This is a genomic window from Bradyrhizobium sp. 63_E2_N1_3, from assembly GCF_052076005.1.
Classification (GTDB): domain Bacteria; phylum Pseudomonadota; class Alphaproteobacteria; order Rhizobiales; family Xanthobacteraceae; genus Bradyrhizobium; species Bradyrhizobium barranii.
Map to the genome: position 1 here is coordinate 1,332,549 of NZ_CP197235.1, position 21,912 is coordinate 1,354,460.

Annotated in this window: 18 protein-coding genes; 7 read left to right on the forward strand and 11 right to left on the reverse strand. The window is 65.1% G+C overall.

From position 1 onward, the window contains the following. Positions 1–108: 108 nt before the first annotated feature. From AB7531_RS06150 to AB7531_RS06160, 3 genes are all read right to left on the reverse strand, one after another. The gene (locus AB7531_RS06150) at positions 109–933 is read right to left on the reverse strand and encodes a sulfite exporter TauE/SafE family protein (RefSeq protein WP_283017999.1); all 825 of its coding nucleotides are present in this window, start codon (positions 931–933) and stop codon (positions 109–111) included. 190 nt (positions 934–1,123) lie between these two features. Next, complete coding sequence (locus tag AB7531_RS06155; protein ID WP_063981001.1) at positions 1,124–2,491, reverse strand: flippase; 1,368 nt, start codon at positions 2,489–2,491, stop codon at positions 1,124–1,126. Positions 2,492–2,816: 325 nt separating this feature from the next. Continuing rightward, positions 2,817–3,656 carry a protein-disulfide reductase DsbD domain-containing protein gene (locus AB7531_RS06160; protein ID WP_063981002.1) on the reverse strand — a complete coding sequence of 280 codons (840 nt, stop codon included), beginning with the start codon at positions 3,654–3,656 and terminating at the stop codon, positions 2,817–2,819. Between the two features lie 142 nt (positions 3,657–3,798). Here AB7531_RS06160 and AB7531_RS06165 point away from each other — a divergent pair, with 142 nt between their 5' ends. Then, positions 3,799–4,443 (forward strand): YqgE/AlgH family protein, encoded by a 645-nt coding sequence (locus AB7531_RS06165; RefSeq protein ID WP_063981003.1) that lies wholly within the window; start codon positions 3,799–3,801, stop codon positions 4,441–4,443. A 175-nt stretch (positions 4,444–4,618) separates the two neighbouring features. On the opposite strand, the gene AB7531_RS06170 is transcribed toward AB7531_RS06165, so the two are convergent. After that, positions 4,619–5,506: a TauD/TfdA dioxygenase family protein gene (locus tag AB7531_RS06170; RefSeq protein ID WP_063981004.1), complete on the reverse strand. Its 888-nt coding sequence runs from the start codon at positions 5,504–5,506 to the stop codon at positions 4,619–4,621. A 113-nt stretch (positions 5,507–5,619) separates the two neighbouring features. Beyond that, the gene (locus AB7531_RS06175; RefSeq protein ID WP_063981005.1) at positions 5,620–6,399 is read right to left on the reverse strand and encodes an SDR family NAD(P)-dependent oxidoreductase; all 780 of its coding nucleotides are present in this window, start codon (positions 6,397–6,399) and stop codon (positions 5,620–5,622) included. 98 nt (positions 6,400–6,497) lie between these two features. On the opposite strand from AB7531_RS06175, the gene AB7531_RS06180 reads away from it, so the two are divergent. Together AB7531_RS06180 and AB7531_RS06185 are read left to right on the forward strand one after the other, a co-directional pair. Continuing rightward, positions 6,498–7,235 carry an SDR family NAD(P)-dependent oxidoreductase gene (locus AB7531_RS06180; protein ID WP_063986080.1) on the forward strand — a complete coding sequence of 246 codons (738 nt, stop codon included), beginning with the start codon at positions 6,498–6,500 and terminating at the stop codon, positions 7,233–7,235. A gap of 136 nt (positions 7,236–7,371) precedes the next feature. Continuing rightward, positions 7,372–7,746 (forward strand): CsbD family protein, encoded by a 375-nt coding sequence (locus AB7531_RS06185; RefSeq protein ID WP_063981006.1) that lies wholly within the window; start codon positions 7,372–7,374, stop codon positions 7,744–7,746. 188 nt (positions 7,747–7,934) lie between these two features. On the opposite strand, the gene AB7531_RS06190 is transcribed toward AB7531_RS06185, so the two are convergent. Continuing rightward, positions 7,935–9,614 (reverse strand): SGNH/GDSL hydrolase family protein, encoded by a 1,680-nt coding sequence (locus tag AB7531_RS06190; RefSeq protein ID WP_063981007.1) that lies wholly within the window; start codon positions 9,612–9,614, stop codon positions 7,935–7,937. A 171-nt stretch (positions 9,615–9,785) separates the two neighbouring features. Next, positions 9,786–11,171, reverse strand: coding sequence for a lytic murein transglycosylase (locus AB7531_RS06195; RefSeq protein ID WP_283018001.1), 1,386 nt, complete (start codon positions 11,169–11,171; stop codon positions 9,786–9,788). A 200-nt stretch (positions 11,172–11,371) separates the two neighbouring features. On the opposite strand from AB7531_RS06195, the gene galU reads away from it, so the two are divergent. Next, the gene (gene galU, locus AB7531_RS06200; protein ID WP_063981008.1) at positions 11,372–12,247 is read left to right on the forward strand and encodes a UTP--glucose-1-phosphate uridylyltransferase GalU; all 876 of its coding nucleotides are present in this window, start codon (positions 11,372–11,374) and stop codon (positions 12,245–12,247) included. 106 nt (positions 12,248–12,353) lie between these two features. On the opposite strand, the gene AB7531_RS06205 is transcribed toward galU, so the two are convergent. Beyond that, positions 12,354–13,850 (reverse strand): sensor domain-containing diguanylate cyclase, encoded by a 1,497-nt coding sequence (locus AB7531_RS06205; protein ID WP_063981009.1) that lies wholly within the window; start codon positions 13,848–13,850, stop codon positions 12,354–12,356. A gap of 137 nt (positions 13,851–13,987) precedes the next feature. On the opposite strand from AB7531_RS06205, the gene AB7531_RS06210 reads away from it, so the two are divergent. Together AB7531_RS06210 and AB7531_RS06215 are read left to right on the forward strand one after the other, a co-directional pair. Continuing rightward, complete coding sequence (locus tag AB7531_RS06210; RefSeq protein WP_028148420.1) at positions 13,988–14,245, forward strand: DUF7662 domain-containing protein; 258 nt, start codon at positions 13,988–13,990, stop codon at positions 14,243–14,245. 11 nt (positions 14,246–14,256) lie between these two features. Then, positions 14,257–14,505, forward strand: a complete 249-nt coding sequence (locus AB7531_RS06215) for a hypothetical protein (protein ID WP_063981010.1) — start codon at positions 14,257–14,259, stop codon at positions 14,503–14,505. Positions 14,506–15,054: 549 nt separating this feature from the next. Here the strand turns inward: AB7531_RS06215 and AB7531_RS06220 are convergent. From AB7531_RS06220 to metG, 3 genes are all read right to left on the reverse strand, one after another. Further along, positions 15,055–17,931, reverse strand: a complete 2,877-nt coding sequence (locus tag AB7531_RS06220) for an EAL domain-containing protein (RefSeq protein WP_063981011.1) — start codon at positions 17,929–17,931, stop codon at positions 15,055–15,057. 154 nt (positions 17,932–18,085) lie between these two features. Beyond that, entirely contained in the window at positions 18,086–19,084 is a 999-nt protein-coding gene (locus tag AB7531_RS06225) for an NAD(P)H-quinone oxidoreductase (RefSeq protein WP_063981012.1), read from the reverse strand. 67 nt (positions 19,085–19,151) lie between these two features. Then, positions 19,152–20,831 carry a methionine--tRNA ligase gene (metG, locus tag AB7531_RS06230; RefSeq protein WP_063981013.1) on the reverse strand — a complete coding sequence of 560 codons (1,680 nt, stop codon included), beginning with the start codon at positions 20,829–20,831 and terminating at the stop codon, positions 19,152–19,154. A gap of 275 nt (positions 20,832–21,106) precedes the next feature. On the opposite strand from metG, the gene AB7531_RS06235 reads away from it, so the two are divergent. Then, positions 21,107–21,298, forward strand: coding sequence for a DUF1192 domain-containing protein (locus tag AB7531_RS06235; RefSeq protein ID WP_028148424.1), 192 nt, complete (start codon positions 21,107–21,109; stop codon positions 21,296–21,298). The last annotated feature ends 614 nt before the right edge of the window (positions 21,299–21,912 follow it).

Sequence of the window (21,912 nt, forward strand, 5' to 3'; positions counted from 1 at the left end):
GCGATTGAGGAGAAACGGTGGGCACGCTTCGCTTTGCCCACCCTACGATCCCGCCCTTGGTCGTCGCCCGGTCAAGCCGGGCGATGACAGCTAGGGCGGGTGGTTGGCCTAATGCGTCCAGGCCAGCGCCGTCACGATCGCGGACGACAGGTTCAGCTCCGCGAACATGATCTTGCTGGCGACCACGAACAGCACGCAGGCAAGCGTCAGGCGCAGCACCGTCTCGGGGACGCGCGTCGCACTGAGACTGCCGACGATGATGCCGGGCAGCGAGCCCAGCAGCAGCACGCCCATCAGGGCCCAATCCACATCGCCGAGCGCCCAATGTCCGGCCCCGGCAACCAGCGTCAGCGGCACCGCATGCGCGATGTCCGAGCCGACGATGGTCGCCATCGGCAGGCGCGGATAGAGCAGCAGCAGCACGGTGACGCCGACCGCGCCGGCACCGACCGACGAGATCGACACCAGCACGCCGAGCACGATGCCGGTGACGACGGTCGCGATCGCCGTGGTACGATCGTCGACACGTTCCAGCCGGCCGCGATAGCGCTCCATGAGGGCCTTGCGGAAGATCAGCGATGTCGCGGTCAGCAGCAATGCAAAGCACAGCACCAGATTGACCAGGCTGCGCTCGGAATCGCTCCTGAGGTCGAGCTTCCACAGCACGAGCAGCGTCAGCGCGCTCGCCGGGATGCTGCCGCAGGCGAGCCGCAGCACGGCGGGCCAGTGCACGCTCCGCGACCAGCCATGCACCACGCTGCCGCCGGTCTTGGTGGCGGCGGCATAGAGCAGGTCGGTGCCGACGGCGGTGGAGGGGTGGATGCCGAACAGCAGGATCAGCAGCGGCGTCATCAGCGAGCCGCCACCCACGCCGGTCATCCCGACAAGCAGGCCGACGCCAAATCCGGAGGCGACATAGAGCGGATCAATCATGTCTGGGGAATCTTAGGTTTATCTCGTCGGTTGAGCAATATGACGTAGAATAAAATTTCCCTGAAACGCAATCGCTTCGGTTGAATAAGAAAAATCTTGCGACAGACGGTGGGCGGGGAGGGGGTTTCAGTCGCCGCCGCGCAAGGCGCGAAACAGCCATTCTCCAGGCCGGCAACCCGGGTGGCAGCGCCTATTTGCCAAACGCCAGCACGTGCAGGCCGAGCCGCTGGCGCACGATCCAGAACAGCAGCACCGTCTCGAATGTCAGCGAGATCGAGGTCGCGGCCGCGGCGCCGTGACCGCCGAAGCGTGGCACCAGCGCGATGCAGAGCACGAGGTTCATCACGAACGCCAGCGCATAGGCCAGCGCACAGATCTTCTGCTGGCCGAGCATGTTGAGCAGGCGCTCGACCGGTCCAATCGCGGCGCGCACCACGAGGCCGATCGCGGCGACGAACATGATGTCGTAGCCGACCGTGAATTGCGGGCCGAACAGCCAGAGCAGCGGCTTGCCGAGCGCAAGCAGCACGATGGTCGCTGCCAGCGACGGCCAGAACGTCCAGTTGATGGCATGCGCGACATAGGCCGACAGGCGCGCCTTGTCGCCGAGCGCGTTGTATTCGGCGAAGCGGTGCGCTGTGGTCGCCGACATCGCGTAGTGGATGAACGAGACCAGGGCGAGCGTCTTCACCACCGCGAAATAGACACCGACCTCGTCCGATGGGCGGAACTGCTGAAGCACCAGCACGTCGGTATAGGACAGCAGCAGGTAGAAGCTCTCGACCAGCAGGATCGGCAGCGAGACGGCGAGCCAGCCGCCGATGTCGTAGGTCTTGGGGCCCGGCTCGATGTGATCGGCGAGCTTGCGGTTCAGCACCACCATCTGCCCGGTCATCGCGATCCACACCGCGCCGGCGCTCGCGACCATCGCGGCGACCGCGCCGAGATGATAGCCGAGCAGGAAGGCAGCGGCCGTGATGCCGATGATCAGCGCCTGGCGGATGATGAATTGCGGCATCAGACCGAGCTGCATCCAGTCATGCGAGCGCGCGATGCCGTCCTGGGTGTTGGCGACGACGAAGGCGGGCAGCGTCATGCAGCCGATATAGAGCGGCAGCACCTCGGCCGGATCGATCCAGGGCGAGAGCAGCTTGACGATTCCGGCGAGCCCCAGCGACACCAGCGTGGACGCGGCAAAGGTCAGCCAGCGGCTGCTGGAGAGAAAGCCGCGCAGCAGCGCATGCTCGCCGCTGGTGCGATATTCGGGAATGATCTTTTGCGCGGAGGCCGAGATGCCGAAGTCCATCATGCTGCCGAGCAGCAACACCCAGGTCCAGACATAGACATAGATGCCGTAGTCGGACGTCCCCATCCAGCGCGCGAGCAGAACTTGCGAGAAATAGGCGAGGCCCGCGCTGATCACCCGGATGATGAAGATGGTGCCGGCCAACCGCCGCGTCAGCGACGCTTCGTTCGACCCGCCCATCAGCTTCGCGCGCAGCCGCGCGATGAGGCCGGCAGGTCCGGTCGTTGCGGGTTCTGCATCCATCACGGCCAATTCGAGATCCCCAGGGCGTCCGTATCAGGCGTCCCGCATGCTGCGGCAGGCCTGATGCGGTAGCCCTTGGGGATTAGCAACCATTCGTTAAGATTGGGTTGGGTGAGGCATGCTGCCGCTCCAGCCACCAGCGACGTCCCCGCCTAGTGCGCAATTGCGCACGGGGGGCGGGGACCCATAACCCCAGGGAGAAATTGTTGCGCTGGCTGGTAACTCCGAGTCCTCGCCAAACCACTCCCTGTGGCTATGGGTCCCGGGCTCGCGCTGCGCGCGCCCCGGGACGACAGCTGAATATGGGGCGCTGGCAGCGCAACTCAGCTCCGGCTCACTCCAGATTCGTATTGAACTCGTACGACTTCTCGGGCGCGACGAGCGTGAACTTCAACGCCGCTCCGTCGGGCTTGGCGCCCGGTGGCAGTCCATCGAGCTCGAAGGAAAATCGTTGCACGCCGGGTGGGCTGCGCTCGACCGGCGCCGGAATCGGCAACGCCCAATCGAGCGTTGGCCCTTCCACGAACAAATTGACGCCGCGGCTGTCAGGCACGACCACGTCGACCACGACATTCTTGGGACCGTCACGTTTGACGTCGCGGATGGTCAGCGGATTGGGATCACCGATCGTGGCAGGCTTCGGCACGGTGTCGAGCGCAGCACGCAGATTAGCGTCCTCGGTCGAGGCGACGTTGTTGAAGCCGAGCTCGACATTGGCCTCGACGGGAACGCAGAGCTTCTCGCACACGGCGTAGTTGATCTCGGCGCGCAGCGTCACCGGCTTGTCGGGCGCCTTGGGCACGATGCGCAGAGGCAGCACGACCTGGCCGTGATAGCCGATCGAATGCCCGCCCGCACCGTCATCGAATTTCAGCGGCGCCGGCCACATCACCGTCACCGCTTCGACATTGTCCGATTTGGAGAAATCGAACCGCGGCGGAACGCCGGAATCGCCGGGGATGCGCCAGTAGGTCTTCCATCCCTGCTGGAGCTGGAAGGCGATACCGCCGAGCAGGACGGCGCCGCTGCGCGATCCCGCCAGCAATCGCACTGCGGAATGGCCGTCGCGCTGCCAGGGCGAAGCGTCGTCGGCGCGCGCTGCGAGCGTCATCGACGACGCAAGCAGGGTTGTTGCGACGCCAAACGCCGCATGCAGGGGAACTCTTGTCAGCATGGCACGTCTTTACAGGGTCGCCCCTGGGCAAACCATTGAATTGCTTGTGATGGATGCACCTGAATCAAGTCTATGCAAGCCTTGATTTGACAGCAGCCCGGCCCGACATCAGGATAGGAATCGAAACCGGAGTGCTTCACCGATGGCTCCCACAGGCAAAAGGACGGGCGAAAGCACCCGCAGCGCGGCCCCCGCGCTTCCCAGCTCGGCCGGCTATCTCGACGGCCAGCTTCTGATCGCGATGCCCGTGATGGGCGATGAGCGCTTCGAGCGCTCGGTGATCTATCTCTGTGCGCATTCCGCCGAGGGCGCGATGGGCATCATCGTCAATCATCCCGCCGGCAGCATCGACTTCCCCGAGCTGTTGCAGCAGCTCGGCATCATCAAGAAGGGCGAGCACATCAAGCTGCCGGAGAACGCCGAAAGCATGAAGGTGCTGCGTGGCGGGCCGGTCGATACCGGCCGCGGCTTCGTGCTGCATTCCAGCGATTTCTACATCGAGAACGCGACGCTCCGGATCGACGACGGCGTCTGCCTCACCGCGACCGTCGACATCCTGCGGGCGATCGCCAACGGCTCCGGCCCGAAGCACGCCATCCTCGCGCTTGGTTATGCCGGCTGGGCGCCGGGCCAGCTCGAGACCGAAATCCAGAGCAATGGCTGGCTGCATTGCGATGCGGATTCGGATTTGATCTTCGGCGACGATGTCGACGAGAAGTACGGACGTGCGCTGCGCAAGATCGGCATCGATCCCGGCATGCTCTCGAACGATGCGGGACACGCGTAGCTGTGTAGCAGCTGCTGCGACGGTTTGCGGTGTCCTGCGCCACCCTCCGCTGTCGTGCCCCGGCTTGACCGGGGCATCCAGTACGCCGCGGCCTATCGATTCCATCACAACCGTCTCGGAGTACTGGATCGCCCGGTCAAGCCGGGCGATGACCACGTCCAGCGGGGTGTGCCGCCTACTCCGCCGCCTGCTGCTGTACCGTCGGCTCTGTCCCCGCCACCGTCGCGCGGCGCATGTCGCGGGGTTGGGACTGGTCGTAGCGGCGGACGCGATGCATGGTCTGGCGGTTGTCCCACATCACGAGATCATGCAGCTTCCATTTGTGGACGTAGACGAACTCGCCTTGCGTCGCATGCTCGTTCAGATCGCGCAGCAGCAGCCGGCCTTCGGGGACGCTCATGCTGACGATCTTGCCGGCATGCGATGAGAGGTACAGCGACTTGCGGCGATGCACCGGATGGGTGCGCACCAGGCGTTGCAGCACCGGCTTGAACATCTGCTTTTCGTCGTCGGTGTACTCGGTGAAGCCGAGCGATCCGCGCGAATACATCAGCGAGTGCTCGCAGACGAGATCCTCGATCTCGGCCTTGGTGTCGTCATCGAGCGCGTCATAGGCCGCGCGCATGTCGGCGAACTCGGTATTGCCGCCCTTCGGGTTCACCACCCGCGCCGACAGCAGCGAGAATTTTGCGGGGATCGGGCGAAACGAGCTGTCGGAATGCCACAGGCAGTTGCCGAGGTTGAACAGATGCGCGCGACTGTCCTTCGCCAGCGGCTTGCCATCCTTGCCGAGATTGGAGACGTCGTTGAGGCCCGATTGCAGCCGGTAGTCCTTTTCCTTGGTCACGGTGCCGCCGCGCGCGTCCTCGCGCTGGCCGAAATTCAGCGCGAAGGCCATCTGCTGCTCGTCGGTGATGTCCTGGTCGTGGAAGACCAGCACCGCATATTTGTCCATGGCTGCCTCGACCTCGCGCGCCTCGGCCTCGGTGAGAGGCTTTCGCAGGTCGAGGCCGGAAACCTCGCCGGCAAAATGTTTCTGAAGCTGCCGGATGGCGATCGTCATGGTGTTTCTCCCGCGAACCGCGAGCGGTTGGTCCCGCTCTGCCGGTGAAAAAGCTACTCCCGCGACCGGCGTTGTCAACGCTCGGCGCGCATATCTCTTAAGCGTCATGGCTCTCACGCGTTGCGCGCCATCAAGCCGCCGTCGACAGGGATCACCGCGCCGGTGAGGAAAGACGCCGCAGGCAGGCACAGGCTCAGCGTCATATGCGCGACCTCCTCGGGGTCGCCGTAACGGCCGAGTGCAGTGCGGCGCTTGGCGTAGATCGTCTTGTGCTCTTCGGAGATGCGGTCGGTGATGGCGGTGCGGATCGGGCCCGGGCAGATGCAGTTGACGGTGATGCCCTCGCGGCCGAGCTCGACGGCGAGCGAGCGCGTGAGGCTCGCCACGCCGCCCTTCGCCGCCGAATAGGGGCTGTGCAACGCGGTGGCGCCGAGCGCCTCGGTCGAGGCGATGTTGACGATGCGCGGGCTCTTCGACTTGCGCAGGTGCGGCAGCGCGGCGCGGATGATGCGCGGATGCGCCGTCAGCATCACGGCGATCCCCTTGGCCCAAGCGTCTTCGTAAGCCTCGTCGTCGATCGCGACGCGCACGGAGATGCCGGCATTGTTGACGATGATGTCGAGCCCGCCGAAATGCGCCGCGACATCGCCAACCACGCGCTTGATCTCGCCGCCATCGGCGACATCGAGCTTCCACGCCTTCGCGGATCCGGCGTTCGCGGCAATCTCCTTGGCAACGGACAGCGCGCCCTGCTCGTCAAAGTCGGTGACGGCGACGTTCGCGCCTTCAGCGGCGAACACGCGCGCGGTCGCGCGCCCCATGCCGCTCGCCGCACCCGTGACGAGAACGGTCAGGCCCTTCACCGACCGGCTGAGCTCCTTGAATTCGGACATGCCGTTTCCTCGCGTCTCTTGTTTCTTGTTATGAGATGGACAAGGCTGGCATCGATCCGCAGACAGGTCAAACAAGCAAAACAAAAGGGGAGGCCGCGATGGCGAACGAGCTCGATTTCTCAGGCAAGCAGGTGCTGGTGGTCGGCGGTTCCAGCGGTATCGGCAACGGCATCGCGCAAGCCTTTCGCGCCAGGGGCGCGCAAGTTGCAGTCTGCGGCACGCGTGCTCATCCTGCGGAATATTCGGCGCTAGAAGGCTCCGATCTCACGGGTCTTTCCTATGCGCAGCTCGACGTCGGCAACACCGGCGCGGTGGAAGCGTTCAAGCCGTCCTTCGACCGTCTCGATGTGCTCGTGCTCGCGCAGGGCGCGGTGCTCTATCGCCGCGGCGAGTTCGAGATGGCCGGCTTCCGCAAGGTCGTCGAGGTCAATCTGATGAGCCTGATGGCCTGCGCGACGCGGTTTCACTCCATGCTGCGCGATAGCAAGGGCGCGCTGATCATGGTGTCCTCGACCGCAGCCTATCATTCCACCATGGGCAATCCCGCCTACAACGCCTCGAAGACCGGCGCAGTCGGACTGACGCGGACGCTGGGCGAGGCCTGGGCCGAGGATGGCATCCGCGTCAACGGTATCGCGCCCGGCCTCGTCGACACCAAGATGACGAAGGTGACCACCGACAATCCCAAGCGGCTCGAAGGCGCGCTGTCACGCATTCCGCTGCGGCGATTGGGCACGCCGGCTGACATGGCGGGCGCGGCGCTGTTCCTCGCCTCGCCGCTGTCGTCCTACATCATTGGCCAGACGCTGGTGGTCGATGGCGGGCTCATCCTGTAGCCCGGATGGAGCGACATGTCTGCCGTAGCCCGAAGAGCGCAGGCGGAAGCGTAGTCCGGACTACACACTTTCGCAGAAGCTTGGAACTGCGCTGCTCCTGATCGGTTACCTCGGCTGACCCCCGAGGAGGAGCAACATGGACAAGGATCGGATCGTCGGATCGGCCAAGGAATTCGCTGGGCGCGCAGAAGGCGCCGTCGGTGATCTCGCTGGCGATGCGCAGACACAGGCGTCAGGCAAGGCGCGGGAAGCCGCCGGCACCGTGCAGAATCTCTACGGCCAGGCCAAGGATGCCGTGCGCGACGCCGGTGAGACTGCGGCCGGCTACGCCAAGGACGCCTACGACAAGCCGGCCGAGACCTTGCGCGACGGTTCGCAGGCGATTGCCAAGAAGGTGCAGGACAATCCGCTCGGTGCGCTGCTGATCGCCGGCGGTATCGGCTTCGCACTCGCGCTCCTGATGTCGCGTCCCGCCCGTCGCCCGCCGCCGCGCTGGCGCTATTACGGCTGAGCCACCGCCCGAATTTTTCGTGCCCCGGACGCAATGCGGCCTAGGCGATGCGTAGCATCGTCCGGTAACGCCGCTTTGCTGAGCCGGGGCCCATTCTTTGGTGAATGTCGCAGTGCTGGGTCCCGGCTCTGCGCTGCAGCGTTACACGCTGCAGCGCGTCCGGGACACGAGATCTCAATTCAGAAAAACTACCGGAACATCTCCGCCGATCGCCCGACGTTACCAGGCGGGCGCGGGATCGCGGGATTGGGATTACGCGGCGCCGGTGCGAATTGACGCGGCGGTGGCTGCGGAGAGCCGAAGCCGAAGAAATCGCGGAATGCCGGCGTTGCCTGGGCCGGCTGCTGCGGCTGCTGCTGTACCGGCGGCTTCTTCGGCGCGAGCCTTGGCGGCGCGATCGCGGCGGCTGCACCCGGTGTGCTGGGAGTGGCGCTGCCGTCGGGCGTCGTCGCAGCCATCGGCGTATCACCCTTGGCCTGCTCGCGGCCGACTTCGCGGCGCGGCCAGGCATAATCATCGGCACGGCCGGCGGGCGCGGCCAGCGGCTCACCCTTCACCATCGTCTTCGCGGCGAGCGCATCGACGGCAGCGGGACGCGAACCCGGTCCGCCCAGCAATTGATCGGCCGAGATCGAGGCCGCAACCAGCGGCACGATCGGTCCCGCCAGCGGCCGCGGCGCGGGCTTGCCGGGCTCGGCGCTGGTGTCGGGGGTCGCAGGCTCGCTCGGCAGCGCAATCGGGCCGGAGCGTCCGGCGAGCAGGCGCGTGATCTCGCGCTCGACATAGTGGGCGAGCTTGCGTGCGCCAGGTTTCGTGAAATAGACGCCGTCATAGCTGCGGAGCTGGCGGATCTGGCCCTCGAAGTCCGGGCCCTTCTGGAGGAAGCGGCCGGCTTCGTCGACAAAGCCGTCCCAGACATCGACATAGGTGATGCCGGCCTTGGCCGCGCCTTCGCGATAGAGCGAATCCAGGAACAGCATGTCCGCGGTGCCCTTGGGGCCGCGGATCGCGGGCAGGCCGACCCAGAGCACCGGAACGCCCTTGGACTTGAGAACGTTGGCCAGCTCCTCGATCTTCTTGCCGTAGAGTTCGACCCAGCGCTCGTCGCGGAATTCGTAGAGGCCGTTCGGGTTGCGCGCGGTCTTCTCCGGCGCTGCGACCGCCGGCGTGTCGGCGTTGTCGGCATCGTCCTGCGGCAGGTCGGTGTCGGCGGGCTTGTCGTCCGGCTTGGCGGCCGTGTCGGGTTTAGCATCGCCCGGCTTGGCCGGTGGCTTGGCGCGCGCGCCCTTGTCGTTCTTCTTGTCCTTGTCCGTCGCCTTGTCGGGCGCGGCCTCGCGGATCGAGATGCGGTCGTTGAGGCCGAGCATGACGACGATCACATCAGGCTTCTCGGTCTCGAGGATGCCCTTCGCTGCCGCCGCCCAGTCCGCGGGCTCACCCTTCGGCTGGTACTTGATCAGGCCGGACGTGGTCTTGTGCTTGCGGATCACGCCCATGTCGGGCTGCTCGGTGTAGGCGTCTTCGAGGCCGTAGGCGAGCCAGTCGGCCATGGCGTCGCCGATCACCAGCACGTTCTTGTCGGGCGTGGTGTCGCGCTTGGCTGGTGCCGGCGCACGCGAAAAGTCCTGGCGCGGCGCCTGCGGCTGTTGCTGCTGGAATGGTGCGAAGAAGTCGCCGCCGAACCAGCCGCCGCCTCCACCGTTCCGCGGTGGCGGGGCCTGCCGCTGCGGCGGGCCGCCGAAGCCGGGGAAGTTGAAGAACTGCGCCGAGGCGGGTCCCGCGATGGAGACCAGAATCGCAAGCGCCGTCCCCAGCGCGATCAGCGGGCCGGTCTCGGTCAGCGCCTTGAATAGGGACTTCTTCGACATGCGATCTCAGGCACGCGCAATGGGGATCGGGACAGGCTCGATATAATAGCGGAATCAGGCGCCAAACGGGCAGATTCTCTTTGCGGATTCTTCTGCCATACACCGGGGAACAGCCATCCCCGTCAAGGCGATCGGGCAAAATCCCTGTTCAGGGTTACTTTCGGCGCGATTTTACCGCCCGCGGAGGCGATCCAGCACGTCCGAGGAGGCAAATCCGTCGGCGGGGACCCCGATCGAGGCCTGGAAATTGCGCAGCGCCTCCCGGGTCTGGCCGCCGAACTGGCCGTCCGGGGTGCCCTTGTAGAAGCCGCGCTGGGCCAGCAGCTGCTGAAGTTCCAGCCGTTCGGTGCGGGACAGCTCGCGCTCCTGGCGCGGCCAGGGCTGCACGAAGGGCTGGCCGCCGCGCAGCCGGTCGGCGAAATGGCCGATCGCCAGCGCATAAGCCTCGGCCGGGTTGTACTTCATGATGACGCGGTAATTCTGCAGCATCAGGAAGCCCGGGCCCTGCGCCCCGGCGGGCGCCAGCAGATAGGCTTTCTCGGCCGGATGCGGGAAGGGCTGGTTGGCCGGGCGCTTGAGCCCGAGCTTCTCCCACTGCGCCATCGTCATCGCCTTGGCGCGATCGGCCAGCATGTAGTTGAAGCCTTGGGGCACCACGACCTCGTAGCCCCAGGTCTGGCCGGCCTGCCAGCCGTCCTTCTTCAGATTGTTGGCGGTCGAGGCGATCAGATCGGTGGGATTGTCGACGACGTCGCGCCGTCCGTCGCCATCGCCATCCACGGCAAAGCGCTTGAACGCAGTCGGCATGAACTGGGTCGGGCCGAAGGCGCCGGCCCAGGAGCCGCGCATCTGCTCAGGCCTGAGATCGCCGCGGTTGAGGATCTCCAGCGCGGAGAGAAACTCGTCCTTGAAATAGGCCTGGCGGCGGCCGATGCAGGCGAGCGTCGCGGTCGACTGCAGCACGCTGCGGTCGCCCATCTGCGTCGAGTAATTGGACTCGATGCCCCAGATCGAGGCGATGATGTAGCGGTCGACGCCGGTAGCCTTTTCCGTGGCGTCGAACTGCGCTTTGTATTTGGCGAGGACCTCGCGGCCCTTGGCGAGACGGTTGTCGTTCACGAGGATGTCGAGATAGTCCCAGATCGACTTGGTGAACTCCGGCTGCGAATCCATCAGGTCCATGATGCGCAGATCAGGCGACAGCCCGGCCGTGAAGCGCTGGAAATTCTCCTGCGTGATGTTGCGCCGTGCGGCATCGGGCCACATCCCCGCGACGCAATTGTTGAAGTTGGAGGCGGCCTCGCGGATCGCGGCGGCCGTCATCAACGGGTGGCCGGAGGCGCCGTCCTCGCCGGTCCATGGCAAGGCGCCGCCGGGGCCGGGCGCCGGCTGAGAGGGCGCTGGATTCGAGCCGGCGAAAATACCGCCGAACAGGTTCGACAAGCCGTTCTGCGCCTGGGCGTGCGCGCTGACAGGCAGCAGCACAGCGGCCGCAAGCATCATTGCGCCGGTCACAAATCCAGCACGTTTCGCCAGCGCTGCCACTGATTGCATCATACCCTACCTGTCCGGCCGAAAATCCGCCTTCAGGAGGCCCGGTACCGGTTGCCAATAGCTTAACAAAGGTGAAATTTTGGTGTCGGCCTTTTTCTCAACTCTGTGAGCGCGAGGCCCCACATCCGCCTTTGTTAGCGGCTGCAAACAAGCTAGCAAGATACCATTGCTCCCTTCACGTCCTCAGGTATTCGATCTGTCCCATGAAAATTCGCAAAGCCGTATTCCCCGTCGCCGGCCTCGGCACCCGCGTCCTGCCCGCCACCAAGGCGATGCCGAAGGAAATGCTGACCATCGTCGACAAGCCGCTGATCCAGTACGTCTATGACGAGGCGAGGGAAGCCGGCATCGAGCACTTCATCTTCGTCACCGGCCGCAACAAAAACGTCATCGAAGATCATTTCGACAAGATGTTCGAGCTCGACGCGACGCTCGCCGCGCGCGGCAAGAAGGCCGAGCAGGACATCCTGGCGCAGAACCAGCCGGAGGCCGGCGCCGTCAGCTTCACCCGCCAGCAGGCGCCGCTCGGTCTCGGCCACGCGGTCTGGTGCGCGCGCGACATCGTCGGCAACGAGCCGTTCGCGGTGGTGCTGCCCGATGAGCTCGTGCTCAATACGACCGGCTGCCTCAAGCAGATGATCGAGACGGCTTCAACGCTCGGCGAAAAATCCAACGTCATCGCGGTCGAGGCGGTGCCCGACCATCTCACCCACCAATACGGCATCTGCGGCGTCGGCAAGCGCACCGGCAAGATGTTCGAGGTCGACGGCATGGTCGAGAAGCCGGCCAAGGGCACCGCGCCCTCCAACCTCTCCATCACCGGCCGCTACATTCTCCAGCCGGAGATCTTCAAGATCCTGGAGACCCAGGAGCGCGGCGCCGGCGGCGAGATCCAGCTCACCGACGCCATGATCGGCCTCGCCAAGTCGCAGAAATTCTACGGCGTCGAGTTCGAGGGCGAGCGCCATGATTGCGGCTCCAAGCCCGGCTTCCTCCGCGCCAACATCGCCTACGGCCTGAAGCGGCCGGAACTGCGCGATGGGCTGATCGCGGAGATGAAGAAATATCTGGGGCGGTAGCGCTCCACTCGTCATTGCGAGGAGCGAAGCGACGAAGCAATCCAGGCTGCCTCCGCGGAGACAGTCTGGATTCCTTCGCTTCGCTCGCAATGACGGAGGGGGCCCCTCAAGCCACCAGCGACAGCTTCGGAAGGCTCGCGACCACGGACTGGTTGCGGCCGCCGGCTTTCGCCGCATAGAGCGCCTTGTCGGCGGCGGCGACCAGGACCGGCCAGTCCAGGCCGGTGGTAGGAACCAGGCCTGCAATCCCGCAGGAGACCGTCGACATCGCCTGGTCGTCGGACCAGCCCTGCACCTTGCCGCGGATCGTCTCGGCGACATTGAAGGCCTCGGCGGCCGAGGTGTTCGGCAGCAGCACCGCGAATTCCTCGCCGCCATAGCGCGCGGCGCAGTCGCCGGAGCGCCGCACCGAATCGGAAATGCAGATGGCGATGCCGACCAGCACCTGGTCGCCGGCCTGATGGCCGAACGTGTCGTTGTAGGCCTTGAAGTGATCGGCATCGATCATCAGCAGCGCGACCGGCGTCTTCTGGCGCGTCGCGCGGCGCCATTCGACGTCGATGACCTGGTCGAACTTGCGGCGGTTCTTCAGGCCGGTGAGCGCATCCGTCGTCGCCATCTCCTCGAGCTTGCGCTCGGCATCGGCGCGCCGGCCGATCTCGCGGGCGAGCACCAGCGTCGAGGCCAGCATGAACAGGATGAGCGCCAGGACCACGGCGCCGATGCGGTAGGCTTCCTTCTGCCAGAGCTCGAACACGGCGGCGAGCGGCTTGCCTGCCACCACGAACAGCGGACCCGGGCCGGTGCTGCGGACGTAGAGGCGCGGCGTCGCGTCCACCGGACCCTGGCCCGCATAGGACCCGCCGGCCTTGAGATTGTCGGCCTTCCAGCTCTGCCGCGTCCCGAGATTCTTGCCGATGACGTCGAGATCGAACGGCCGCCGCATCATGATGGTGCGATCGCGCGTCAGCACGGTGATGGTATCGTCGGGATCGAGGTTCAGGCGCTCGAACAATTCGTGGAAATAGCTGAAACGGATCGAGCCGGTGACGACCCCCAAGAAGCCGCCGTCGGTATCGCTGATGCGCCGGCTCAGCACGATGGAATAGGCGCCGCGGAAAAGCATCGGACGGCTGATGAAGAGGCCGGCGTCGGGATCGTCGCGATGAACCCTGAAGTAGTCCTCCTCGCTCCGGTTCTCCGGCAGGGGATCGAGCGTGGAGGCGTCGATGGTCAGCCTGCCCTCGGCATCGAACACCTGGATGGCGCCGAAGTGCCGCGCCGTGGTGGCGTGATCGAACAGGATCAGGTGACGGATCGGCTTCGAGACCGCGTTGATCTCCGGCAGCAGCATGTTGCTGGCGACCGCCTTCAGGGAGAGATCGTAGATCTCGATGTTGCGGCTGATATCTGCTTCGATGGAGGTGGCCAGATTGTCCAGCGTCTGGCGCGCGAGGGCCTCCTCGCCGCGGCGCATGTCCAGCATGACGTTGACGCAAATGGCGGAAAAGCCGATCACCGTCACGACGGACGATATGATCAGCAGCTTCGCCGAAATCCGCCACGGCCGGCGGGTCGTGACGTCGCGCCATCCAGACTGCATCGAGTGCTCCCGACACTAGTGGATGCGCCCGAAATCTTGCGTAGTGTTTAAGCCGGGACGGCGCTGCCACAATGAGTTAAGAATTGGTTTCCGCGGGCATCGCTTTTGGGCAGCGGAGCTGGGACGAGAGGACGATTGTGAACGATTACGACGCGCTGCGGGATTACCTGATGCGGCAGAAGCAAACGGAATTCGTGCTGAGTTTCGAGCAGATCGAGGAGATCATCGGCTCGGCCCTGCCGCGGGCGGCGAATCGCGCCTCATGGTGGGACAGCCTCCGCAGCCCCGACATCCAGATGCCCCAGCGCGAAGCCTGCCTCGCCGCGGGGTTCGTCGCGACGCGGATGCCGGACGGCCAGAGCGTGCGGTTCACCAAGAAGAAGCAGCGCAGGTGAGCTGACGCTGCATGATTCTGCGCTGGCTAAGGGGGATTTTTGGCGCAGCCCTGATTGCAACAGGCGTGCTGTTCGCGCTCGCCTTCGAGGCCCGCTACTGGCGCTGGCGCGACTGCTTCAACGAGCTCGGCCGCTGTTACGACCCGGTAACGCAGGATGTTTATCTCGAACAGGCGGGAATGGTCTGGGGCGGTCTTGCCGCGATCTCGCTGGTGGTGGGGTTTTGTTTGGTCGCGGGGCTACGACGCAAGCCAGGGTAGGTCAGCTGGACGCGGTGCGCCGCAAGCGCGAGACGGGGGGCGTTAGCCCAAGTGTAGAACCACGGCCTTCATTGGCGATAATGGGGCCAGCGTTCGTCATGGGCTCGTATCAGGCATCTGGTCGTCTGCCGGTCGCAGGCGCGCACGCATGTGTTCTGGCGCCCTCGAACGTCACCGGCCCCGCCGGTGTAGTCGGCGCATGTGCCAAGGCAATTTGCGCCTCGGTCCTCGCATCGTGCGGCTGTCACTGCTTCGGCCGATGAGGCGAGGAACACTCCGGTGCCGATGAGGGCGATCGCGTAGAAAAGGTGCTGAGTCATCCGTGACTCCTGAGAAAGACGCGTGGTCCGCTCATTCTGAGAACGACAGCTGCGAGCCCAGTGACCTCGATGACGAAGCCGTTCTGGGTCGAATGCTGCGTGCCATCTTTCATGGTGGGTCGAGCAGGGCCCATTGATCTGGATCAAGCCCGGCATAAGCGCGCCGGTGCGGCACCCCGCTCGCTTTGCGAGCGACCCTTTCCGGGAGGAGAGCGGAAGAAGATAAGCGCTAGCTCGCCGCTTCCAGCCGCACTTCGGTGAGCAGACGCATCGCCGCGTCCGCGTCCATGGGCTCGCCGAAGGCGAAGCCCTGCGCGTATTCGCAGCCCATCTGGTAGAGCTCGACCGCGTCGGAATCGGTCTCGGCGCCTTCCGCGACCACGTCCATGCCGAGATCATGCGCGAGCGCGATGATCGACTTCAGGATCACCGGACGGGTGCCGCGGTTGGTGGTGCGCACGAACGACTGGTCGATCTTGATGGTGTCGAACGGGAAGCGCTGGAGATAGGCCAGCGACGAATGGCCGGTGCCGAAATCGTCGAGCGACAGCCCGGTGCCGAGCTCGCGGATGCGCGTCAGCATCTGGGCTGCGTGCTCCGGGTTCTCCATCACCAGCGATTCCGTCAATTCCAGCTTCAGCGTGCCGCGCGCCACCGAGGAGCGCGACAGCACGGTGCGGATGTCGTGGATAAGATCGTGGCGCAGCAATTGCCGCGAGGAGACGTTGACGGAGGCGAAGATCGGCTCGCGCGAGCGCATCGCGCGTTGCCACACCGAAAGCTGCTTTGCGGTCTGGTCGAGCACGAACATGCCGAGGTCGACGATCAGGCCGGTCTCTTCCGCGATGCTGATGAATTCCGACGGCGCCATGCGTCCGAGCTTCGGATGATCCCAGCGCACCAGCGCCTCGAAGCCGGCGATCGAACGATCCTCCAGCCGCACGATCGGCTGGTACAGGATCGTGAGCTGCTGCCGCTCGATGGCGCGGCGCAGCTCGCTCTCCAGCGTCAGGCGGTCGGTCTTTCGCGCGCGCATCGCCGGCTTGTAGACGTCGATGCGGTCGCCGCCGATCCGCTTGGAATGATACATCGCAAGCTCGGCGTCCTTGATGATCTCGTCCGTCAACTGGGTCTGCGGATCGGACAGCGCGAGCCCGATCGAGGCGGTGAGAAAAATCTCGCGGTCGTTGAAGGCGATCGGGGCGCGGATGGTCTTGCGGATGGTCTCGGCGAAGGCGGTGATGCGGGCAGGGTCCTGCTCCGAGAGCAGGATCAGGCCGAACTGGTCGCCGGCAAGCCGCGCCAGCGTGTCCTGCGGCTTCAGGATGCGGGTGAGGCGGCGGGCCAGCGTCAGCAGGATCGAGTCGCCGACCGCGATGCCGACGGAATCGTTGACCTGCTTGAAGCGGTCGAGGTCGATCACCATCAGCGTCGGCCGCAGCGTCGGCATGGTCTTGGCGAAATGCGCGACCGCGCCGAGCCGGTCCATGAACAGTTTGCGGTTGGGCAGGCCGGTGAGGTTGTCATGCACGGAATCGTGCAGCAGACGCTCCTCCGCGTTGCGCAGCTCGGTGACGTCGGTCAGCGTGCCGACCACGCGCGAGACCTCGCCGTCCGAGCCGACCACCGGGCGCGCCTTCAGCGCGAACCACATGAAATGACCGTCCGGCGTGCGCAGCCGGAAATCCTGCACCAGGCGGCCGCGGCGCTGGTCGAGCACGCTGTCGAGCGCGGCGCGGAACCGGTCCTGGTCGAGCGGATGCAGCACCTCAAGCCATGAGGCGGCCGGGCCTTCCAGCGTGCCGCGCTTGAGGCCGAGCAGGGCTTCGGTCTCGGGGCTGGTGAACACCTTGTCGGCGGAGACGTCCCAGTCCCAGATCAGATCGCCGGAGCCGGCCAGCGCCAGCGCGCGCCGCTCGATGTCGGAGACGACGCCGGTGGTGGCGCTGCCGCCGGCAAAGGCGTGCTGCATCACCGTAAAGCCGATCAGCATCACGATCAGCACGAGGCCGCCGAGCAGAGCCGGGCCGACGATGTCGTTGGTGACGGAGCCCGCGACCGTCATGCCGGCCGCGACCACCCAGACCACCAGCAGGAACCAGGTCGGGATCAAGAGCACCGCGCGGTCGAAGCCGTGGGTGGAGAGGTAGACGATCAGCGCAAAGCCAGCAAAGGCGATCAGCACCAGCGACATGCGGGCGATGCCGGAAGCCACCGCCGGGTCGAACAAGGCGAGCGCCACCAGCGAACCCAGGAAGGCGAGCCAGAGCACCGTAATGTGCGAATAGCGCACGTGCCATCGACTGAGGTTGAGATAGGCGAACAGGAACACCAGCAGCGTCGCCGCCAATATCGCTTCGCCCGCCGCGCGCCAGATGCGCTCGGCGTTGTTCGACATGTCGAGCACCTTGCCCCAGAAGCCGAAATCGACGCCGATATAGACCAGCACCGCCCAGGCCAGCGCCGCGGCGGCCGGGAACATGATGCTGCCCTTCACCACGAACAGGATGGTGAGCACGAGCGCCAAAAGCCCGGAGATGCCGATCACGATGCCCTGGTACAGCGTGAAGGAGTTGACCTTGTCCTTGTAGGACTCGGGCTCCCACAGATAGAGCTGCGGCAGCTTGTCGGTGCGCAGTTCCGCGACAAAGGTGACGACGGCGCCGGGATCGAGCGTGATGCGGAACACGTCGGCCGTCGCGCTCTCCTGGCGCTCCGGGCGGTCGCCGATCGAGGGCGTGATGGTCGCGATGCGCGACAGCCCGAGGTCGGGCCACAGCAGGCCCGACGAGACGATGCGGTAATGCGGGGCGACGATCAGGCGGTCGAGCTGGTCGTCGGTGTTGTTGGCGAGCGCGAACACCACCCAGTTCTGGCCGCCCTCGCGGGCGCGCACCTCGATGCGGCGGACGATGCCGTCGGTGCCGGGTGCGGTGGAGACCTGGATGCGATCGGCGTCACTGCGCTGATGCTCGAGCACGCCGGTGAGGTCGATCGCGGGCGCGTCGCCGCGGACGCTGACGGCATCCAGCGCGCGCGCCTGGGATGCGGCGACGAGAATCATGAGGCCCAGCGCTATGGGCGCGAGGCACCTGATCAGACGCAAGGTCGGTTCTCCGCGTTCGACGCAAACTCTTCAGTGCAAGATGGTCAGTGCAAGGCGTTTTCCGAACGGAACAAGATGGTTCGGCGCGTCGCGATAGATGCCACGAAAGCGAGGAAAATCAAAGGGTTTCCGCCTTGCCTGATGGGCCGTTGGCCTAGACCTCCAACACAATTTTGCCAATATGTGCCGAGGTCTCCATGCGCCGGTGCGCATCGGATGCCTTTTCCAGCGGGAAACTGCTGTCCATCAGCGGCTTGACGCGGCCTTCGCGCAACAGCGGCATCACTTTCGCCTCGATTGCGGCCACCATGGCCGCCTTGTCCGCATTACTACGGGGGCGCAGGGTCGAGCCGGTATGGGTCAGGCGCTTCACCATCACCTTGGCGATGTTGACGCTGACCTTGGGGCCGTTGAGGGTTGCGATCTGCACGATGCGGCCGTCGACCGCCGCGGCATCATAGTTGCGGTCGACATACTCGCCGGCCACCATGTCGAGGATCAGGTTGACGCCGGCCTTGTCGGTCTCTTCCTTGACCACGGCGACGAAGTCCTCGGTCTTGTAGTTGATGGCGCGGTCGGCCCCGAGCTTGAGGCAGGCATCGATCTTGTCCTGCGAGCCGACGGTGACGAACACTTTCGCGCCGAACGCTTTCGCGAGCTGGATCGCCATGGTGCCGATGCCGGACGAGCCGCCATGGATCAGCAGCGTCTCGCCGGCCTTCAGGCCGCCGCGCTCGAACACATTGTGCCAGACCGTCATCAGGGTTTCCGGCAGCGCGCCGGCTTCCCTGATCGACAGCGCCGGCGGCACGCTCATCGCCTGGGCGTCCTGCGCGATGCAGTACTGCGCATAGCCGCCGCCGGCGACCAGCGACATCACCTTGTCGCCGATCTTGTGCCGTTTGGCGTTGCTGCCGACCGCCACCACTTCGCCCGCGATCTCGAGCCCCGGCAGGTCGCTGGCGCCGGGCGGCGGCGGATAGGCGCCGGAGCGCTGCGCCACGTCGGGCCGGTTGACGCCCGCGGCCTGCACCTTGACCAGGATCTCGTCGGGACCGGGCTGCGGAACGGCACGTTGTTCCGGCACCAGCACCTCCGGTCCACCGGGCTTGGAGATGGCGACCACGGTCATTTGCGCGGGCAGCTTGTCCATGATGTGTCCTTGGATGAATGAATTCGGCGGATGGCATATCGCCTTTTTCCGCCGAAGTGAAACGACATTAAGGCCCGAACCGCGCCGCCAGATGGCTTGCTCTTTCGGGAGAGATTTTTTCGACCAGTGGACCGATCGGCGCGACCGCTGTGCCGGCGCCGCCGTCGAGCAAGTCCGCGATTTGGCCACCGGGCCAGCGTGGCGCGGCATCTTCGCTACCGAAGGCGTGCAGCACATTTTCCGACAGGCTGGGCACGATACTCCACGCCAGCACGGCGCAGGTGCGGACCAGATTGAGGGCTGTTCGCGTCACGATCGCCGCGCGAAGCCGATCGGACTTGATGGCTGTCCACGGCGCGGCATGCTGCAGGTAAGCGTTCGCCACATCCCAGATCGCACGCGTTGCGGCGGCCGCGGTACGAAACTCGAGCGCCTCGTGATGGCGTCGCAGCGTCGCGATACGCTGCTCCAGTTCCCGTGCGAGCAGGTGCTCGGCCTCGTCAGGAGCGCCGCCTTCCGGAATCCGGCCGTCGAAGGCCCGATGGGCGAAGCTGACAATGCGATTGACGAGGTTGCCGAAGATGTCGGCGAGATCCTTGTTCACGTCGGCGACGAACCTGGCAACGTTGAAATCGGTGTCGGCGCTTTCGGGCGCGTTGGCGATCAGCCACCAGCGCCAGAGATCGGCGGGCAATTCCTCCAGAGCCTGGTCGGTAAAGATGCCCCGATTGCGGCTGGTCGAGAACTTGCCGCCCTCGTAATTGAGCCAGTGGAATCCCTTGATCACGTCCGCGCTCTTCCAGGGCTCGTTCGAGCCGATCAGCGTCGCCGGGAAGCTCACGGTGTGGAATGGGATGTTGTCCTTGCCGAGGAACTGGACGTAGCGGACGTCATCGGCCTGCCACCACCATTTTCGCCAGTCGCGGCCCGGCGCGGCGGCGGCCCATTCCTGGGTGGCGGCGATGTAACCGATCGGCGCGTCGAACCAGACATAGAAGACCTTGTCGGCGAATCCCTGTCGCGGAACCGGGATACCCCAGGCCAGATCGCGCGTGATACAGCGATCGCGCAGATCGGCTGTCAGCCAGCCTTTCGCGGTCGACACCACGAAGGAGGGCCAGCCGGAACGGTTATTGATCCACGCGCTCAACGCTTCGACAAGCTGCGACTGGCGCAGGAACAGATGGCGGCTTTCGCGGACCTCCAGCGCCCGGTCGCCCGACAGCGCGGATCGCGGGTCGATCAGTTCGGGCGGATCGAGCAGCGCGCCACACTGGTCACATTGATCACCGCGCGCGGACGGGTCGCCGCAATGCGGGCAGGTGCCGAGCACGTAGCGGTCCGGCAAGAAACGGCCGTCCGTGGGTGACCAGACCTGCGGCAACTTACGTTCCTCGATCAATCCGGCATCGTCGAGCCTGCGATAGAAGTGCTGCGTCAGAGCGCTGTTCTGTGGCGAGCTGGTTCGCCCGAAATGGTCGAAGGAGAGGCCGAAGCGTCGGTAGATGTCGGCCTGGATTGCGTGCTGCGCATCGCAGAAAGTGCGGACATCCTGTCCGGCGCGAACGGCGCCGAGCTCAGCCGGCGTGCCGTGCTCGTCGGTGGCGCAGATGAAGAGCACGTCGTCGCCGATCTGTCGCCTGAAGCGGGCATGGACATCGGCGGGGAGGAGCGAGCCTATGAGATTGCCGAGATGCTTGACGCCGTTCACGTAGGGAAGGGCGCTGGTGATGAGAATTTTGGTCATGACTGCGGTCTTTCGCGTTTGGTGATGCCGACCGACGAAAAATCAAAAGCCCTCCCGCATGATCGGAAGGGCTTGGGGTCGGCTCATGCCTCACGCGCGTGGACGCGCGCTTATCCCGTCCGATCAGCCTCCTTGCGGTCGGGCCGGGGCATTCGCGTCAGGTGTTGCGCGCTCGCGAAAGTCACTGCAAATTCTCCTTGTGCAGGAGCGGTACCATTTCGGCTCGGAAAACGCCAGATCGGCGTCTTTCAGGACAGGACTGCCCGGGAGGACACATGGCCATCGAGGACGACGACAAGCCGCGCAAGAAGGTCAGCCATGAAATCGGACAGGATCTCTCGCTCTTGTCAGTGGAGGAACTGACGGAACGCGTGGCGCTGCTCAACACCGAGATCGCAAGGCTCGAGGAAGCCGCCACCAAGAAGCGCGCCTCGCGCGATGCGGCGGATAGTTTTTTCAAGAAGTAGAGCCCAGCGCTCACCTCTTGTGTCCCGGACGCGGTGCAGCGCGTAGCGCTGCTCCGCAGAGCCGGGACCCATGCTTCGCGCAAAACTATCTCGCGTCGTCATTCCGGGGCGGCGCGCAGCGCCGAGCCCGGAATCCATAACCACGGGCAGTTGAAACGGGCAGGCTGAGCCGGGCCACCGCATCCGCCTGTGGCTATGGATTCTCAGATGCGCAATTGCGCATCAAAGCTCGCGACTTCGTGGCGCCCCGGAATGACGAGTGCCGAGTTTGTTCCGCCGCCCCCTCGGCCAGTGACCGACATGGCTAACGAACTCTCAAAAAATTAGCTCGTTTACTTCCAATTAAGCTTTCGGGTTTATGACTGGAGCTGTCCTCGTTTGGACACCGAGTGGCTCCTGTCCACTCTGTTTGACGCCTCCCTGTTATCAACTTTCAAAGCCGCCGGTCTCCGGCGGCTCTTTTTTTGCCTTTTTGGGTCCCGTTCCGGTTGAATTCCGAGGAAAGACGCGCGGAAACCATATCCGCGCTTGCCGCTGGACTCCGCGTCCCGCCCGCGCAATGATTTGTTCATCATAACCCGGCGCCAAAGCCGGACAGTCAGACAGTTGCGTAA

What these genes read in the sequence shown, in the direction of transcription:
- AB7531_RS06150 (WP_283017999.1), bottom strand. Translation starts at nt 933, where the DNA reads ATGATTGATCCGCTCTATGTCGCCTCCGGATTTGGCGTCGGCCTGCTT.
- AB7531_RS06180 (WP_063986080.1), top strand. Translation starts at nt 6,498, where the DNA reads ATGGCGAACGAGCTCGATTTCTCAGGCAAGCAGGTGCTGGTGGTCGGC.
- AB7531_RS06205 (WP_063981009.1), bottom strand. Translation starts at nt 13,850, where the DNA reads ATGCAGTCTGGATGGCGCGACGTCACGACCCGCCGGCCGTGGCGGATT.
- AB7531_RS06185 (WP_063981006.1), top strand. Translation starts at nt 7,372, where the DNA reads ATGGACAAGGATCGGATCGTCGGATCGGCCAAGGAATTCGCTGGGCGC.
- AB7531_RS06170 (WP_063981004.1), bottom strand. Translation starts at nt 5,506, where the DNA reads ATGACGATCGCCATCCGGCAGCTTCAGAAACATTTTGCCGGCGAGGTT.
- AB7531_RS06175 (WP_063981005.1), bottom strand. Translation starts at nt 6,399, where the DNA reads ATGTCCGAATTCAAGGAGCTCAGCCGGTCGGTGAAGGGCCTGACCGTT.
- metG (WP_063981013.1), bottom strand. Translation starts at nt 20,831, where the DNA reads ATGACCAAAATTCTCATCACCAGCGCCCTTCCCTACGTGAACGGCGTC.
- AB7531_RS06235 (WP_028148424.1), top strand. Translation starts at nt 21,107, where the DNA reads ATGGCCATCGAGGACGACGACAAGCCGCGCAAGAAGGTCAGCCATGAA.
- AB7531_RS06165 (WP_063981003.1), top strand. Translation starts at nt 3,799, where the DNA reads ATGGCTCCCACAGGCAAAAGGACGGGCGAAAGCACCCGCAGCGCGGCC.
- AB7531_RS06160 (WP_063981002.1), bottom strand. Translation starts at nt 3,656, where the DNA reads ATGCTGACAAGAGTTCCCCTGCATGCGGCGTTTGGCGTCGCAACAACC.
- AB7531_RS06215 (WP_063981010.1), top strand. Translation starts at nt 14,257, where the DNA reads ATGATTCTGCGCTGGCTAAGGGGGATTTTTGGCGCAGCCCTGATTGCA.
- AB7531_RS06225 (WP_063981012.1), bottom strand. Translation starts at nt 19,084, where the DNA reads ATGGACAAGCTGCCCGCGCAAATGACCGTGGTCGCCATCTCCAAGCCC.
- galU (WP_063981008.1), top strand. Translation starts at nt 11,372, where the DNA reads ATGAAAATTCGCAAAGCCGTATTCCCCGTCGCCGGCCTCGGCACCCGC.
- AB7531_RS06190 (WP_063981007.1), bottom strand. Translation starts at nt 9,614, where the DNA reads ATGTCGAAGAAGTCCCTATTCAAGGCGCTGACCGAGACCGGCCCGCTG.
- AB7531_RS06195 (WP_283018001.1), bottom strand. Translation starts at nt 11,171, where the DNA reads ATGATGCAATCAGTGGCAGCGCTGGCGAAACGTGCTGGATTTGTGACC.